At 70.4% G+C, this 15,492-nt stretch carries 14 protein-coding genes; 9 read left to right on the plus strand and 5 right to left on the minus strand.

The annotated features are described in order from the left end of the window. Window positions 1-20: 20 nt before the first annotated feature. From HYG95_RS17995 to HYG95_RS18015, 5 genes are all read right to left on the minus strand, one after another. Entirely contained in the window at window positions 21-1,193 is a 1,173-nt protein-coding gene (locus tag HYG95_RS17995; protein ID WP_181699226.1) for a glycosyltransferase family 2 protein, read from the minus strand. Window position 1,194: 1 nt separating this feature from the next. After that, window positions 1,195-1,938 carry a DUF3153 domain-containing protein gene (locus HYG95_RS18000; protein WP_181699289.1) on the minus strand — a complete coding sequence of 248 codons (744 nt, stop codon included), beginning with the start codon at window positions 1,936-1,938 and terminating at the stop codon, window positions 1,195-1,197. A gap of 97 nt (window positions 1,939-2,035) precedes the next feature. Next, the gene (locus HYG95_RS18005) at window positions 2,036-2,857 is read right to left on the minus strand and encodes a carotenoid biosynthesis protein (protein ID WP_181699228.1); all 822 of its coding nucleotides are present in this window, start codon (window positions 2,855-2,857) and stop codon (window positions 2,036-2,038) included. Window positions 2,858-3,020: 163 nt separating this feature from the next. After that, window positions 3,021-4,598: an NAD(P)/FAD-dependent oxidoreductase gene (locus HYG95_RS18010; protein WP_181699230.1), complete on the minus strand. Its 1,578-nt coding sequence runs from the start codon at window positions 4,596-4,598 to the stop codon at window positions 3,021-3,023. Continuing rightward, window positions 4,595-5,230: an N-acetyltransferase gene (locus tag HYG95_RS18015; RefSeq protein WP_181699233.1), complete on the minus strand. Its 636-nt coding sequence runs from the start codon at window positions 5,228-5,230 to the stop codon at window positions 4,595-4,597. Before HYG95_RS18015 ends, HYG95_RS18010 begins: the two co-directional genes overlap by 4 nt. A gap of 100 nt (window positions 5,231-5,330) precedes the next feature. Between HYG95_RS18015 and HYG95_RS18020 the strand changes: the two genes are divergently transcribed. From HYG95_RS18020 to mraY, 9 genes are all read left to right on the plus strand, one after another. After that, window positions 5,331-5,780 carry an SAV_6107 family HEPN domain-containing protein gene (locus HYG95_RS18020; protein ID WP_067497449.1) on the plus strand — a complete coding sequence of 150 codons (450 nt, stop codon included), beginning with the start codon at window positions 5,331-5,333 and terminating at the stop codon, window positions 5,778-5,780. 125 nt (window positions 5,781-5,905) lie between these two features. Further along, window positions 5,906-6,328, plus strand: coding sequence for a DUF3040 domain-containing protein (locus HYG95_RS18025; protein WP_181699235.1), 423 nt, complete (start codon window positions 5,906-5,908; stop codon window positions 6,326-6,328). A 429-nt stretch (window positions 6,329-6,757) separates the two neighbouring features. Then, entirely contained in the window at window positions 6,758-7,189 is a 432-nt protein-coding gene (mraZ, locus tag HYG95_RS18030; protein ID WP_067497455.1) for a division/cell wall cluster transcriptional repressor MraZ, read from the plus strand. A 192-nt stretch (window positions 7,190-7,381) separates the two neighbouring features. Beyond that, entirely contained in the window at window positions 7,382-8,380 is a 999-nt protein-coding gene (gene rsmH, locus HYG95_RS18035) for a 16S rRNA (cytosine(1402)-N(4))-methyltransferase RsmH (RefSeq protein ID WP_181699237.1), read from the plus strand. Next, the gene (locus HYG95_RS18040) at window positions 8,377-9,306 is read left to right on the plus strand and encodes a hypothetical protein (protein WP_255495478.1); all 930 of its coding nucleotides are present in this window, start codon (window positions 8,377-8,379) and stop codon (window positions 9,304-9,306) included. Before rsmH ends, HYG95_RS18040 begins: the two co-directional genes overlap by 4 nt. Beyond that, window positions 9,303-11,186, plus strand: a complete 1,884-nt coding sequence (locus tag HYG95_RS18045; RefSeq protein ID WP_370465837.1) for a peptidoglycan D,D-transpeptidase FtsI family protein — start codon at window positions 9,303-9,305, stop codon at window positions 11,184-11,186. The genes HYG95_RS18040 and HYG95_RS18045 overlap by 4 nt, the downstream gene beginning before the upstream one ends. 57 nt (window positions 11,187-11,243) lie before the next feature. Continuing rightward, window positions 11,244-12,878: a UDP-N-acetylmuramoyl-L-alanyl-D-glutamate--2,6-diaminopimelate ligase gene (locus tag HYG95_RS18050; RefSeq protein ID WP_181699239.1), complete on the plus strand. Its 1,635-nt coding sequence runs from the start codon at window positions 11,244-11,246 to the stop codon at window positions 12,876-12,878. Then, window positions 12,875-14,374 (plus strand): UDP-N-acetylmuramoyl-tripeptide--D-alanyl-D-alanine ligase, encoded by a 1,500-nt coding sequence (murF, locus tag HYG95_RS18055; RefSeq protein WP_181699241.1) that lies wholly within the window; start codon window positions 12,875-12,877, stop codon window positions 14,372-14,374. The genes HYG95_RS18050 and murF overlap by 4 nt, the downstream gene beginning before the upstream one ends. Next, complete coding sequence (gene mraY / locus HYG95_RS18060; protein WP_067497468.1) at window positions 14,371-15,447, plus strand: phospho-N-acetylmuramoyl-pentapeptide-transferase; 1,077 nt, start codon at window positions 14,371-14,373, stop codon at window positions 15,445-15,447. Before murF ends, mraY begins: the two co-directional genes overlap by 4 nt. Window positions 15,448-15,492: the final 45 nt, after the last annotated feature.

The raw sequence follows: 15,492 nt of genomic DNA on the forward strand, positions 1-15,492 counted from the left end.
GAATACCTGGGCCGCGCGGGTCAGCCGTGACGAGCGAGCGGTGTTTCCGGTGCGACAAGAGGACGCTGCTTCCAGCGCAGCCGCCCGGTGCGATGCAGGCGGTGCGAGCGGGCCCACAGGGTGAGGTAGTAGCCGACGGACACCGGATGGGCCAGTGCCGAGCCGAGGTCGGCGCCGGTGGGTGGGCGCCGGGTTTCGACGGCTCGGGCCATGAGCCGACCGGTGACGGCGGCGAGGTAGCCGAGCAGACCCGCCCGGCGCACCCCACCACGACCGGCAAGAACCGCCAGCGGCGGAATCCAATAGGCAAGGGCGGCAAGGACGCCGATGGCCGCGCCGGTGTCGACCCGGCCGCCGTAGGCCGACCACAACCAGCGGGTATAGCCGCCGGCGAGGTCGTCGGCGCCGGTGTACATGCGGGTGTGGGCGGCCGGCCCGGCGGTGACGAGCGCGGTCCGATGACCCGCCCGCCGCAGCGCCCGCGCGAGATCGAGATCCTCGGTGGCACTGGCCGCCACACCGGCGTGACCCCCACCCGCCCGGTACGCCGCGGCGTCGACGGCGAGGAACTGCCCGCACGCCACCGCCGTCGACGGCCGCAAGCTGTGATTGGCCGGGCCCACCGGAAGCGTCGACGCCCACGACCAGGCCAGCAGCGGCTGAACCAGCTGCTCGGCGACCGAACCCGAATCCTGTGTCGGCCACGCCGACACCAAACCCGCGCCGCGCTTGCGCAATTCGGTCACCGCGGCGGCGATCGCCTGCGGTTGGAGGCGCACATCGGCGTCGACGAAGACCAGTGCCGCCGCATCGGTCCTGGCGGCCAGCCGCGCACAGGCGGCGGCCTTCCCGGTCCATCCCGGGGCGGGGTGCGCGGCCGAGCGGAGCACGGTGAATCGTTCGTCGCCGCCGATCGCGGCGAGTGCGGCCTCGTAGGTGCCGTCGGTGGAGGCATCGTCGAGGATCAGCACTCGCAGCCGCGGTACCCCGGTCTGGGCGCGCAGATCGGCGATGAGGTCGGGCAGCCGCAGGGCTTCGTCACGGGCGGGCACGCACACGGTGACCGGTTCGATCACTCCCGACACCTGCCGGGGCAGGGTGCGCAGGGTGGCGAGGTTGTAGGCGGCGGTGCCGGCGCCGAGCACGGCGAGACCGGTGCCCGCCCAGGTCAGGTAGCGTCCCGCCGCGCCCATGTCAGCGGCCTAGCCTGCGCTGGGTGATCTCGCGCCACATCTCCGAGGGCGAGAAGTTGGGCCGCGGCGCGTTCGGCGGGCGCGGGTTGCGGTCGCGGTAGGCGAGACCGGCGATCATCGCGGCCACGGCCAGGGTGATACCGCCCATGATGCCCGCCCAGCCGGCGAACGAGCGGGTGTTGGGGTCGGCGTATTTGACCTCGGCCCGCAGGGTCGAGGACTCACCGGCGGGCAGCTTCCACGACACGGTGTTGTCGCCCTCACGGGTGCCGTTGGTCTTGGCGACACGCGACGGGAACGCGATGGAGAACTGCACGTCCGACCCGTGCGGCGGCACCGACTCGAGGTCGACGCGGCCGGTGAGGCTCACCAGGTCGCCGTTGCGCTTGAACTCGAGGGTGAACATGCCCTGGGTCTGATCCGACAGGCTGCCGAGCTGGCCGACCTCGCCGAAGGTCAGATCGTCGAAGAACACCTGCGTGCCGACGTAACCGTCCTGGTTGTACGGGTCGACGCGCACCTTGGCGGCCAGCGATTCGGGCGCCTTCAGCTGCGGGCCCTTGTCGTCGGGGCCCTGCGGGGCCACGGCGGCGACGATCCGTCCAGATACCCGGTCGTTGGACGACACCCCCATCGACACCTGCACCCGCAGGCATCCGGTCAGCGCGGGCACCAGCAGTGCCAGCAGAACGGCGACCGCCGCGACGCGCCGGGCGGGCCCGGAACGGCGCGAGGGGGAAGGCATGTCGGCGACGAGACTCGGCTGCACGGTTGACATCGTGCCAGGCTCGGGCCGCAGAACCCACACGACGGGCCCAACCGCCTCCCACCACCCGTTGCGATCAGGGGTTTCGCCACCGTGCGGCAGCCTGGCGGGCCAACGGGATTCCGAGCAGTCCCATCCCGGCGAAGCCCCAGGCCGCCGAGGCGGGAAGGCCGAGGAACACCGCGTGCGCGAGGGCCGAGCCGAGCCAGGTCCACGCGAACACCGCGAGCGGCACCGCCACCGACGGGTCGTGGGCACGGGGGAGCAGCCTGTCGAGTGCGGTGAGCAGCGCCGCCATCAGCGACGCGACGAGCATCCAGCCCAGATAATTGGTGTAGGGGATCTGCGCCAGCCCCGGCAGACCGGCGTCGGTGACCGACCACGTCCACTGCCCGTCGGCAACCATCTGCGGATCGAGAAACAGGTCCCATCCCACCGCCCCGACAACAAGCAGTGCGGCACGTTTGACGCGGGCTCGCGCGGTGACCCTGTCCGTCCTGGCACCTCCCGCGCCGTGGCCACCGGTGCTTGCCGCATCGATCCCGGCGAGCAGGCCCGCGACGACCCAGATCGGATACAGCCCACCGGTCCATGCCAGCGGCACCACCAGCGGTACATCCGCGAGCGCGGGCCCGAGCCGATCCGCCGCGTACACGTAGGCACCGTAGGGCACCCCCGTCGCCGTCCCCACGATCTCGGACCCGAGTCCTGTCCCGGAGACGATGACGAAAAACCCTGCCGCCCACCGCCACCCACGAGTAGTTACCGCATGCAGCAGCGCGGTCGACACCGACAACACCACCACGGCCACCGTGACCCGATCCCGCGCCACGCCCGCACTCAACGGATAGGCGATCTGTACGAGCACCAGCGCCACCGCCGCGAACGCTGGGATCATCCGCTGACGACGGACACCAACCCATTCCTGGGCGGTGGCTGCGATTCGGCCGAGCGTGCGGCTGGTAGTCACGACCTCTGCCGATCGGTCTCGGTGTCACACGGCGGCGATTCGCGGGCGTCCCGGGGACGGCTGCTCCACGGGGCACGCGGATCGGGCGCTGTCATCGCCTGCGCGACAAGGGGAATCGGCGGGTGCGTCGGTCGCCGAGTACCAGGCGGGCGGCACTGCGTCCGCTGGCTCCTGACACCCCGCCACCCGGGTGGGTGGACGCGCCCGTGAGGTACAGACCAGGCGCACCGGGCACCCGTTGACCCGACAGCTCCGGCAGCGGCCGCCACAGCATCATCTGGTCCAGCGACATCTCCACGTGCATCACATTGCCGCCGCGCAGGCCCATCTCCCGTTCCAGGTCGACCGGGGTCTGCACGAAACGACGCAACACCGAATCGGCGAATCCCGGTGCGTACCTGTCGACTTCGGCGATGATCCGGTCGGCCTCGCGATCGGCGTGCGCCGACCAATCGCTCCCGTCGGCCAGCTCGTAGGGATGCCACTGCGCCCACAGCGACAGCTGGTGTTCACCGGGTGGGGCGATGGTCGGGTCGAGTGCGCTGAAACTCATCGCCAGCACCACCGGCCGTGGCGGCAGTTCACCCGCCGAGGCCGCACCGTGCGCCGCCCGCAGTTGCCTGCGATCCGACACTAGGAATTGCAGGCCGTGCGCGGACTCCGCGGGCGATGCGCCGGGGTAGCTCGGTAGGCGATCGGTGGCCAGGCGGACCACCATGCCGATACCGGGCCCGACCCGGATGCGGCGCTGCCAGTCGTCGAGCACCGCCTCGTCGAAACCGCCCGCGCGCAACAGGTCGAGGGTGGCGAGGATGTGCGAGCCCGCGACCACGGTGTCGGCGCTCAGCTCACGCCCCGATTCCGTGCGCACCTGCCACCCGCGCCCCGACCGCCGCAGCTCCGTGACGGCATCACCGGTGTGGACTTCACCGCCGTCGGCACGCAACCGCGCGATCAGCGCCGCGCTGAGTGCCCCACTTCCCCCCACGGCCCGCCCGGGCGGCAAAGTGTGCATGAGCGCGGCGAAGCCGGCCATCGGCGCGGTCCCCGGTTCCGACATCGGTGGACCCGACTGCGCACCGAACCACGCCAGCGACGCCTTGAGCCGTTCGTCGTCGAACCGGTAGTCGAGCAGCGCGTCACCGGTCTGCAGAAACTCCCGCGACAGCGCCGACCCGCCGTCGCGCGCGTCCAGCCCCCAGAACGCGCGAACCAGCCTCCCCGGCGTCGGGGGACCACCGAACGCCCGCATCACCCGCGCGCTTCGCTCACCCCACACCTCGACGAAACGGCGATAGGCCTCGGCATCCTTCGTGCCACAAGCCGCCGCGATCGACGCGCACGTGGCGTCGAGATCGCGGTGGAAGACGATCGGTGGGCGTACACCGTCGGACGGCGTGAATCCCCACGGATCACAGTCGAGATAGCGCAACCCGAACCGCTCGAGCTCGAGTTCCTCGATGATCCCGGTGTGCCGGACCATGATGTGCGCCGAGGAACCGCGATCCACAAGGTGGCCAGGGAACCGTTCGACCGTCGACACCGCACCGCCTGGCACCGTGTCTCGTTCGAGCACCTGGACCCGCTGCCCGGCCCGCGCCAGATAGCAGGCGGCGACCAGCGCGTTGTGCCCCGATCCGACGACGACCGTTGTTTCGCTACGGCTCACGCCCGTTCGCCCGCCGGTGGCATCGGCAGCCTACGGCCGAGGATCGCGAACGGCCGGGTATCACCCGCGAAGACGAAATTGCGGATCACATCGGTGAATCCCGCGCGCCGGTACAACCGCCACGCCCGGTTGTCCTCCTCGGGAACTTCCGGCGTCGACAGTAGTACCGCCGCCTCGGGGCGGCCGGCGAGCAACCGTTCGAGCAGGGTCGCCCCGATCCCGCGACCCTGCGCGGCCGGGTGCACGTGCAGTTCGGTGAGTTCGAAATAGTCGGCGAGCAACTCGCGCGCGGCGGCCTCCGGCCAGCCGCACCGGCGCATCCCGGTGTGTACCTGCTGATGCCACCACTGCCGCGGCGCGCCGCTGTATCCGTAGGCGATGGCGAGCAGCGGGGCGGTGCGCAGGTCGACCGCGCCCGCGTCGTCGGGCAGCACGGCGGCCACCGCCCGCCAGCCCGCCCGGGTGGTGTGCTCGTTCCACATCGGGGCCCGGTGATGTTCGGTGCCGCGCGGATAGTCCATCGCGGCCACATACACCGAGAGGGCGTCGTGCAGGCGGGCCCGCAGGGCGGCGACGCTCAGGTCGACGACCACAGGTGCTGGAGTGTGGTGATTGGGCTTGACGGCTGTCATCGCTCTCGTCGGAACTTGTCGGTGGGTGTCCCTATATTCAATCTCAATTCAAACGTTCGAATGGTTGTTCGATCTGTGCGAGGGGCGAAAGGGGCAGTAGATGCCTGGTCACAACGATGGTCGAGCGCACGCGGGCCACGACGGCCGCGCCGGCGGACTGCTACGACAGGCCGATGCGCTGCTCACCGACTCGGCCTGGGAGCACGAGCCGGGGGAGCGGTTCCGCACCGCCTATCTGGCCGCGCTGCGTGGCGCCGGTGCGATGATCGCGCTCACCGGCGCCGATCGCGCGCCGCGGGCTCGATCGCGCAGCGCCTGGGTATTACTGAGACGCGCCACGCCGGAGTTCGCGATGTGGGCCGACTACTTCGAGGCGCACTCGCCGCTGCGGGCCGCCCTCGAGGCCGGATTGGACCGCACGATCACCGACACACAAGCCGACGAGTTCTGTTCGCGGGTGGGCGCGTTCCTCTACGACGTCGACGATGCGCTGGTCGCCGCCGCCAAGACACGCCCGCAGCCGAGTCGCGACCGGGACATGACCGCTTAGTTATCACCGAGTAGGTGGTACGGCCTCGATCGAACTCGTATCATGGGGAGCAGATAGCCGCCAAGGTCGGCTACCCGTCGCCTACCCGGAGGCGACCAGCCACGCCTAGTGCCGGGGGAGGTACCGTGCCACTCTCCGAGCACGAGCAGCGCATGCTCGAACAGATCGAGAGCGCTCTCTATGCTGAGGACCCGAAGTTCGCCTCGTCCGTCCGCGGCGGACGACTTCGCTCCACGTCGAGTCGACGTAGGCTCCAAGCTGCGGCGTTGTTCGCCGTCGGCCTGTTCCTGCTCGTCGCCGGCATCGCCGCCCCGTTCAAGCCGGGCGGGTTCCCGATCATCAGTCTCGTGGGCTTCATCGCCATGTTCGGCGCGGGTGTCCTGTTGATGATCGGCAGCTCGCGTCGGCCGGGTGCGGCAGACGCCCCCGGTGAACCGCCGGCGGGCGCGAACCCGTCGGGCGGGCGCGGTGGCCAGCGGCCGCGCAAGTCGGGCGGCTTCTCGGAGCGGATGGAAGACCGATTCCGCCGCAGATTCGAGCAGGAGTAGCCCTGCTCCGACCGTGAGGTCGAGCACAACGGCATAGCAAGCGGTGTCGCACCCGGTCGCGGGTGCGGCACCGCTTTCGCATGCCCTCGTCCGGGTCGGCTCGGATCGCGCTCGCAGGGCGGTTCCCCCACCTTCCCCACCATCCCCCACCTGGGCGGTCTCGTACGCCGTCGAACGACAGGTCCGCCGATGGCACCTGGGAAGTTTGCTGAACGTTGTCGGAACGGGGGATTGCCGACCCGCGCGGGTTGTCCTAACACGCGATAATCCCGAATCTCATTGATAGCTGACATGACCTGCGGAATTGTGTTGGCGGGGAGCAGGATCACCCAGGGTTTCGATTGAAAGTGGGGGAAAGTGGGGTAATGTGGGTCGCGCACTACAGGAGAGGCCGTATGGCCAGGTGATCCAGTAGGGAGGTGGCCGGGAATGTTTCTCGGTACCTACACCCCCCGATTGGACGACAAAGGGCGACTGACGTTGCCTGCGAAGTTCCGAGACGATCTGGCGGGAGGGTTGATGGTCACGAAGGGTCAAGACCACAGCCTTGCCGTGTATCCGAAAGAAGAGTTCACCGCGCTCGCCCGGCGGGCCGCGGCGGCGTCTCGAAGCAACCCGCAGGCAAGGGCTTTCGTCCGGGCACTTGCGGCCGGAACCGACGAACAGCGTCCGGACGCACAGGGCCGGATCACGTTGTCGCCGGACCACAAACGCTATGCCGGACTCACCCGGGATTGCGTGGTGATCGGTTCGGTCGACTTCCTCGAGATATGGGACAAGCAGGCGTGGGAGTCCTACCTCGCCGAGCACGAGGAGGACTACGCGCAAGCCAGAGACGAGTCGCTGGGCGGGATCTTCTGACCCCGCAGCACGCGAGTGCTGCGAGGCCTCTGCCCGGGCGTGGACCCTGACGTACTTCCCCGACGCCAGGTGCCGCGCCCCGGTCAGAGACCTCGACGCATTCGCACTCATCCGAGTAAGCAACTCATTCCAAAAGCACTGTGTGGCAAGGCGACCCGTCTGCGACGCGAGGCAGTATCCCGGGAGGTCGAGGTGAACCATGACGCCGAGAACCCCCGTCATGTGCCGGTGCTGCTCGAGCGTGCCGACGACCTGCTCGGTCCGGCACTCCACGAGCCGGGCGCGGTCTACCTCGACGCGACCCTCGGCCTCGGCGGGCACGCCGAACACTTCCTGCGCACCTACCCGAACGCGCGGCTGGTCGGACTCGACCGCGACACCAACGCGCTGAAACTGGCCGGCGAGCGCCTGGCGCCCTACGCCGACCGGATCACGCTGGTGCACACGCGTTACGACGGCATTCCCGAGGCGCTCGCCGAGGCGGGCCTGGCCGAAACCGGTTCGGTGTCAGCGATTCTCATGGATCTCGGTGTGTCCTCGATGCAGTTGGACGAGGCCGAACGCGGCTTCGCCTACTCCGTCGACGCGCCGCTGGACATGCGGATGGACCCGACCACCGGCATCACCGCCGCCGACGTGCTCAACACCTACAGCCACGGCGACCTGGCCCGGGTGCTGAAAACCTATGGCGACGAACGGTTCGCGGGCAAGATCGCCTCGGAGGTGTTGCGCCGCCGCGCCGTCAAACCGTTCAGCACCAGCGCCGAACTGGTCGAGGTGCTGTACGCCACCATTCCGGCCGCCGCGCGGCGCACCGGCGGGCATCCCGCCAAGCGCACGTTCCAGGCGCTGCGGGTGGAGGTCAACGGAGAGCTCGACTCGCTGCGGGCCGCGCTGCCCGCGGCGCTCGACGCGCTGCGCGTGGGCGGGCGGATCTGCGTGATGTCGTACCAGTCGCTCGAAGACCGGCTGGTGAAGCAGGAATTCGCGCCACGGATCGTGTCCCGGTCCCCGATGGACCTGCCGGTCGAACTGCCCGGCATGGGACCGGAGTTCAGGATGCTCACCCGCGGCGCGGAAAAGGCGACCGAGTCCGAGATCGAGGCCAACCCGAGGTCCGCTCCGGTGCGGATGCGTGCGGCCGAACGGATCACGGAGAGGTCAGGGAGGACACAGGAGGGGACACGATGAGCGTGCGGACGAGCACCGTTGCCGTGCCGGGGCGTACCGCCCGGCGCGTGCAGGCGGCCGAACGAGTGAAGTCCGGTGCCGCGCAGCGGGCCTACGCGCGCAAACGCACCCGCCAGCAGTTGCTCGACGGGATATCGCTGCCCGATCGTTCCTCGACCATGGCCGGGCGCATCCCGTTCGTCACCGCGATCATCGGTCTGCTCGGTTGCGGTCTCGCGCTCACCCTGCTGCTCACCACCCGCGCGGCCGAGGACAGCTACCTGCTCGGCGACATGCGCGCGGACAACCGGACGCTCGCCGACGAGCGGGCCGCGCTGCAGCGCGAGGTCGCGGCCGCCGACTCGGCTCCCGAACTGGCCGCGCGCGCACGCGAACTCGGCATGATCCCCGCCAAGGACCCGGCGCGTCTGGTGATCGGTCCCGGCGGGGAGGTGACCGTGATCGGCACACCCACGCCCGCCCAGGGCGCCCCCGCGCCGCCGTTGAACGGGCCGCCGACGACCACCCAGAACCCGGCGCCGGGTCAGCAGGCGCAGGGCGAGCGGGTGGTTCCGGTGCAGCCGGGCACCCCGGCCACCGACCCCGCCGCGCCGAACAGCACCCCGCCCGCCCTGCTCGCGGCACCGGGCGGCCAGGCCGGAGCGCCGAGTGCGCCGGTCGTGAATCCGGCTCAGGCGCAACCGGACTCGCCGCAGGGCCTGCCCGGACCCCAGACCCAGGTCGAACCGCCTGCGGGCGAGGGCGTTCCCCCGGCGCCCTCGGAGTCGCCGGTCCAGGCACCGGCCCCACAGCTCGTCCCCGATCGGGTGGAGGTGGCCGCGGCACCGGCCGACACGCCGCCCCCGGCACCGGATGTCGCGCCGTTACCGGACGCGGGCCCGCCGAGCGAGACGCCGCAGATCGTCGCTCCCGAGGCAGGCCGATGAGGCAGAGCGGGCCCGCGTCGCAACAGCGACGCGGGCCGGTCTCGTCGAGGGCCCGGCGCAGCGGGTCGCTCTCGCCGGACCGGCCGATCCGGCTGCGCCTCGGCGTCGGCCGGGTCACCATGCTGGCCACCCTCGCCGTGGTCGCGCTGCAACTGCTCTACATCCAGAGCATCGCCGCACCGGGACTCTCCGCGCAGGCCGCCTCGCAGCGTACAACCAAGGAGACCGAGGCCGCCGTGCGCGGCCCGATCACCGACCGCTACGGCAACCCGCTGGCCTTCACCATCACCGCGAAAGCGCTGACGTTCCAACCGGTCCGGGTGCGCCAGCAGCTCGCCGACGCGAAGAAGACCAAGGAGAACGCGCCCGACCCCGAGCAGCGCCTGAAGGACATCGCGAAGTTCGTGCACGACAAGCTCGGCGCGAGCGGCCCGAAAGAGGAAGAGCTGCTCGACAAACTCCGCAGCGACAAACCCTTCCACTATCTGGCCCGCAATGTCGATCCCCGGATCGCCACCGAGATCACCACCAAGTACCCGGAGGTCGGTTCCGAACGGCAGGACCTGCGCGAATACCCCGGCGGGGCGCTGGCGGCCAATGTGGTCGGTGCCACCGGCTGGGACGGGCACGGTCAGATCGGCCTCGAATCGGCACTCGACTCGGTACTCGCGGGCACCGACGGTTCCCGCACCTACGACCGTGGCTCCGACGGCGCGGTGATTCCCGGCAGCTACCGCGACCAGCAGCCCGCGGTGAACGGGCACGGCGTGGAACTCACCCTCGACGAGGACATGCAGTACTTCGTGCAGCAGCAGGTGCAGCAGGCCAAACAGCTCTCCGGCGCGGCTTCGGCCTCGGCGGTCGTGCTCGACGCCAAGACCGGCCAGGTGCTGGCCATGGCCAACGACAACACCTTCAATCCCGCACTGGGACCCCAGCACTGGGCCTCGGCGAACATGAGCAACCCGTCGGTGTCGGAGCCCTTCGAACCCGGTTCGGTGAACAAGATCGTCACCGCCGCCGCCGCGCTCGAATACGGGCTGACCAACCCCGACGAAGTGCTGCAGGTACCCGGTTCGATCCGGATGTCGGGCGTCACCGTCAACGACGCCTGGCAGCACGACGTGGCGCCCTACACCACTACGGGCATCTTCGGTAAGTCGTCCAATGTCGGCACCCTCATGCTCGCGCAACGGGTGGGGGAGGACCGCTTCGCCGACATGATCGACCGCTTCGGTCTCGGCAAGCGCACCGGCATCGGCCTGCCCGGCGAGAGCCCGGGGCAGGTGCCCGCCCGCGACCAGTGGTCCGGCGGCACCTTCGCCAATCTGCCCATCGGCCAGGGCCTTTCGATGACCACGCTGCAGATGACCAGCATGTACCAGGCCATCGCCAACGACGGCCTGCGCATCCCGCCGCGCATCGTGAAGGCCAGGATCGCCCCCGACAACACCCGCACCGAGGAACTGCAGCCCGAGCCCGTGCGAGTGGTGAGCCCGCAGACCGCCGCCACCTTGCGCACGGTCTTCCAGGCGACCGTGCAGAAGGACCCGATGGGTGTGCAGATGGGCACCGGGCCGCAGGCCGCGGTGGAGGGCTACCAGGTGGCGGGCAAGACCGGCACCGCGCAGAAGGTCGACCCGGCCTGCCGCTGCTATTCGACCTCGTCGTTCTACATCACCTTCGCCGGGATGGCGCCCGCCGACAACCCGCGCTACGTGATCGGCATGATGCTCGACGCGCCGGTACGCAGCTCCGACGGGTCCGGTGGTGGGTCGGCCGCGCCGCTGTTCCACACCATCGCCTCCTGGGCGTTGCAGCGCGACCGGGTGCCACCGTCGCCGGAGCCTAGGCCGCTGGTGCTGGAGGCCGGGCTCTGACGGTAACCTGACTCGTCGTCTTGCCCACGCGCTCGATCACTCTCAGAGAGGAGCCTTGTGCCCGCGCAGTCCAGCCCGCACGCGCTCCGGCCGAACACCCCGCCGTCGACGCCGCTGCAGGCCCTGCTTGAGCTCACCGGCGCCACCACGCTCACCCCGGTTCCGGCCGAGGTGACCGTCACCGGCATCGAGCAACGATCCAACGCCGTCCGGCCCGGTGACCTGTTCGCCGGCCTGCCCGGCGCCACCTCGCACGGCGCCCGTTTCGCCGCCGACGCCGTCGCGCGCGGCGCGGTCGCGGTGTTCACCGACGCGGCCGGTGCCGAACTGATCGGCGAGGTGGCGGTGCCCGTGCTGGTGCGCGAGGACCCGCGTGCCGTGCTCGGCGAGCTGTCCGCCGAGATCTACGGTCACCCCAGCGATCGCCTGCGCATCGTCGGCATCACCGGCACCTCCGGCAAGACCACCACGTCGTACCTGGTGGAGGCGGGTCTGGTCGCGGCGGGCCTGTCGACCGGGCTGATCGGCACCATCGAAACCCGTATCGGCGGGCAGCGGGTGCCGAGCGCGCTCACCACTCCCGAGGCCCCGCAGCTGCACGCGATGTTCGCGGCCATGGTCGAGCAGGGTGTGCAGGCGGTGGTGATGGAGGTGTCGAGCCACGCGCTGGCCCTCGGCCGGGTCGACGGTGTGCGCTTCGCCGTCGGCGCGTTCACCAACCTCTCCCAGGACCACCTCGACTTCCACAAGGACTTCGAGGACTACTTCGCCGCGAAACGCCGCCTGTTCGAACCGGACTCGCCGATCGCCGCGCGCACCTCGGTGATCTGCGTGGACGATGAGTGGGGACGCCGCCTCGCCGCGGATCTGGTCGGCCCGGTCACCGTCTCCACCACCGAGGTCGCTGCCGCGGACGATGCCGCCGCAGCCCCGGCGCCCGATGCCGCTACCTGGCAGGTCGTGGGTGAGGTGAAAGCCGCTGGTGGCGAGCAGGAATTCACCGCGAGCGGTCCGGACGGCGAGCTGACCGTCCGTCTGCGCCTGCCCGGCCGCTACAACGTCGCCAACGCCCTGCTCGCCGTCGCCACCTGCGCGGCCGCCGGGGTGGATCCGGCGGTCGCCGCGCCCGCGCTGGCCACCGTCGACGTGCCCGGGCGCATGCAGCGCGTCGAACGCGGACAGGACTTCCTCGCCGTCGTCGACTACGCGCACAAGCCCGCGGCGATCGAATCGGTGGTCGCCACCCTGCGCGCGCACCTCATCGACGCGGGCCGCGGCAGGCTCGCGGTGGTCGTCGGCGCGGGCGGCGACCGGGACGCGGCCAAACGCCCGCTCATGGGCGCGGCGGCCGCACGTGGTGCCGACCTGGTGATCGTCACCGACGACAATCCACGCACCGAGGACCCGGCGGCCATCCGTGCCGCGGTGGTCGCCGGTGCGCACGAACTCCCGGCCACCGACCGCGGCGAGATCCGCGAGATCGGTGACCGCGCGGCGGCCATCGCCGCCGCACTCGCCTGGGCGCGTTCCGGCGACGTGGTGCTCATCGCGGGCAAGGGCCACGAGGCGGGTCAGGAGATCCAGGGCGTCAAGCATCCCTTCGACGACCGTGAGGTCCTCGCCGCGGAGCTGGATTCTCTACTGGCACAACACAGTCCGCACACGGACTCGGAGGACTTGACGGTTTCATGATCGAGATGACACTGCGGGAGATCGCGGACGTCGTCGGCGGCGAGCTGCACGACGTACCCGACCCCCAGGCACTGGTGACCGGGTCGGTCGAATTCGATTCGCGCCGAATCGGTCCCGGTGATCTGTTCCTCGCACTACCCGGCGCCAACTCCGACGGACACGACTACGCGGCGAACGCGGTCGAGGCCGGAGCTGTCGCCGTGCTCGCGGCGCGCCCGGTCGGCGTGCCTGCCATCGTCGTCGCGCCGGACGCGGGCACCGTGCCCGCCACCTCGGTGGCCCTGAGCCACGACGGCGACGGCTCCGGTGCCGCCGTGCTCGCGGCCCTGGCCGACCTGGCCCGCGTGAGCACCGAGCGGCTGGCCGAGCGCACCGGTCTCACCGTCGTCGGTGTCACCGGGTCGTCGGGCAAGACCTCGACCAAGGACCTGCTGGCCGCCGTGCTCGCACCGCTTGGTCCCGTGGTCGCCCCGCCCGGTTCGTTCAACAACGAACTCGGCCACCCGTGGACGGCCCTGCGCGCCGACGCCGACACCAAGTTCCTCGCCCTCGAGATGTCGGCGCGCGGCGTCGGCCACATCGCCGCCCTGGCCCGCATCGCGCCGCCGCGCATCGGTGTGGTGCTCAATGTCGGCACCGCCCACCTCGGTGAGTTCGGCAGCCGCGAGGCCATCGCGCAGGCCAAGGGCGAACTGGTCGAGGCACTTCCGGCCGAGGGCCTGGCCGTGCTCAACGCCGACGACCCGAACGTCGCCGCCATGGCCTCGCGCACGAAAGCCCGCGTCGTCATGGTCGGCCTGTCCGGCGAGGCCGACATCCGTGCCACCGACGTGACCACCGACGACCAGGCCCGCGCCCGCTTCACCCTGCACGCGGGTGGCGAATCGGTGCCGGTGCAGCTGGCCGTGCACGGCGAGCACCAGGTGGGCAACGCGCTCTCGGCCGCCGCCGTCGCCCTGGAATGTGGCGCCGACCTGGCGACCGTCGCTCAGGCGCTGTCCGGGGCAACGGCCGCGTCGGTGCGCCGGATGGACGTGCGGACCACGCCCGACGGCATCACCGTCATCAACGACTCCTACAACGCCAACCCCGACTCGGTGCGGGCCGCGCTCAAGGCGCTGGTCACCCTCGCCAAGTCGGGCCCCGAACCGCGCCGCAGCTGGGCCGTGCTCGGGGAGATGGGCGAACTCGGCGACACCTCGGTCATCGAACACGACGCGATCGGACGGCTCGCCGTGCGCCTCGACGTCGACCGATTGATCGTGGTCGGCACCGGACGACCCTCCCGGGGAATGCACCAGGGAGCGGTGATGGAAGGCTCATGGGGCGAGGAGTCGATCCTCGTACCCGATATCTCGGCGGCCATCGCGCTGCTCGACGACGAAATCGCCGCCGGCGATGTGGTACTGGTCAAGGCATCGAAAGCGGTCGGTCTGTGGGCCGTCGCCGAACACCTGACCAGGGCAGGGGAAGGTAGCTCGGAGGCAGCTCGATGAGGCAGATTTTGTTCGCGGCGGGGATCGCGCTCGCGGTGTCGATCCTGTTGACGCCGTTCCTGATCCGGGTCTTCGCCAAACAGGGCTTCGGCCAGGAGATCCGGGTCGACGGCCCGGCCAGCCATCAGGCCAAACGCGGCACCCCGACGATGGGTGGCGTCGCCATCCTGATCGGTATGTGGGCCGGGTATCTCGGTTCGCACCTGATCGGCCTCGGCTACGACGCCGAGGGGCCGACGGCCTCGGGCCTGCTCGTGCTCGGGCTCACCACCGCACTCGGTGTGGTCGGCTTCCTCGACGACTTCATCAAGCTGCGCAAACAGCGCAACCTCGGGTTGTCGGCGGCCGGTAAGTACATCGGCCAGATCAGTGCCGCGGTGATCTTCGCGGTGCTGGTGCTGCAGTTCCGGGCCGACAACGGGCTCACCCCCGGCAGCAAGCACATCTCGTACGTGCGTGACTGGTCGACGGTGTCGATGGGCGCGCTGGTGTTCGTGATCATGGTGTGTCTGCTGGTCGTGGCCTGGTCGAACGCGGTCAACCTGACCGACGGTCTCGACGGTCTCGCCGCCGGCTCGATGAGCCTGGTGCTCGGTGCCTACGTCATCATCACCTTCTGGCAGTACCGCAACGCCTGCGCCACCAGCCCCGGACCCGGGTGCTACAACGTGCGCGACCCCCTCGACCTCGCCCTGGTCTGCGCGGCCGCCGCCGCCGCCTGCATCGGCTTCCTGTGGTGGAACGCCGCGCCCGCCAAGATCTTCATGGGCGACACCGGCTCGCTGGCGCTGGGCGGCATGCTGGCCGGTCTGTCCATCACCACCCGCACCGAGCTGCTGATGGTCGTCATCGGCGCGCTGTTCGTCGCCGAGGCGGCGTCGGTGGTGCTGCAGGTGGCGGTGTACCGCACCACCCGCAACCGATTGTTCAAGATGGCGCCGTTCCACCACCACTTCGAATTGAGCAAGTGGGCGGAGACTACGGTGATCATCCGGTTCTGGATCCTGGCAGGCATCGCGGCCGCCGTGGGTCTCGGACTGTTCTACAGCGAATACCTGTCCCAGGTCGGGTGAGAGCGGAAATGGTAGAACACTCGCCCCGTGCCCTGCGTTCCCCGG

Origin of the sequence: Nocardia sp. GTS18 (assembly GCF_013839555.1) — a bacterium.
Taxonomy (GTDB): domain Bacteria; phylum Actinomycetota; class Actinomycetes; order Mycobacteriales; family Mycobacteriaceae; genus Nocardia; species Nocardia rosealba.

Bases quoted from the DNA above. Each gene is read 5' to 3' on its own strand.
- mraZ (WP_067497455.1), top strand. From the start codon at position 6,758: ATGTTTCTCGGTACCTACACCCCCCGATTGGACGACAAAGGGCGACTG.
- HYG95_RS18040 (WP_255495478.1), top strand. From the start codon at position 8,377: ATGAGCGTGCGGACGAGCACCGTTGCCGTGCCGGGGCGTACCGCCCGG.
- murF (WP_181699241.1), top strand. From the start codon at position 12,875: ATGATCGAGATGACACTGCGGGAGATCGCGGACGTCGTCGGCGGCGAG.
- HYG95_RS18020 (WP_067497449.1), top strand. From the start codon at position 5,331: ATGCCTGGTCACAACGATGGTCGAGCGCACGCGGGCCACGACGGCCGC.
- mraY (WP_067497468.1), top strand. From the start codon at position 14,371: ATGAGGCAGATTTTGTTCGCGGCGGGGATCGCGCTCGCGGTGTCGATC.
- HYG95_RS18005 (WP_181699228.1), bottom strand. From the start codon at position 2,857: ATGATCCCAGCGTTCGCGGCGGTGGCGCTGGTGCTCGTACAGATCGCC.
- HYG95_RS17995 (WP_181699226.1), bottom strand. From the start codon at position 1,193: ATGGGCGCGGCGGGACGCTACCTGACCTGGGCGGGCACCGGTCTCGCC.
- HYG95_RS18045 (WP_370465837.1), top strand. From the start codon at position 9,303: ATGAGGCAGAGCGGGCCCGCGTCGCAACAGCGACGCGGGCCGGTCTCG.
- HYG95_RS18015 (WP_181699233.1), bottom strand. From the start codon at position 5,230: ATGACAGCCGTCAAGCCCAATCACCACACTCCAGCACCTGTGGTCGTC.
- HYG95_RS18000 (WP_181699289.1), bottom strand. From the start codon at position 1,938: ATGCCTTCCCCCTCGCGCCGTTCCGGGCCCGCCCGGCGCGTCGCGGCG.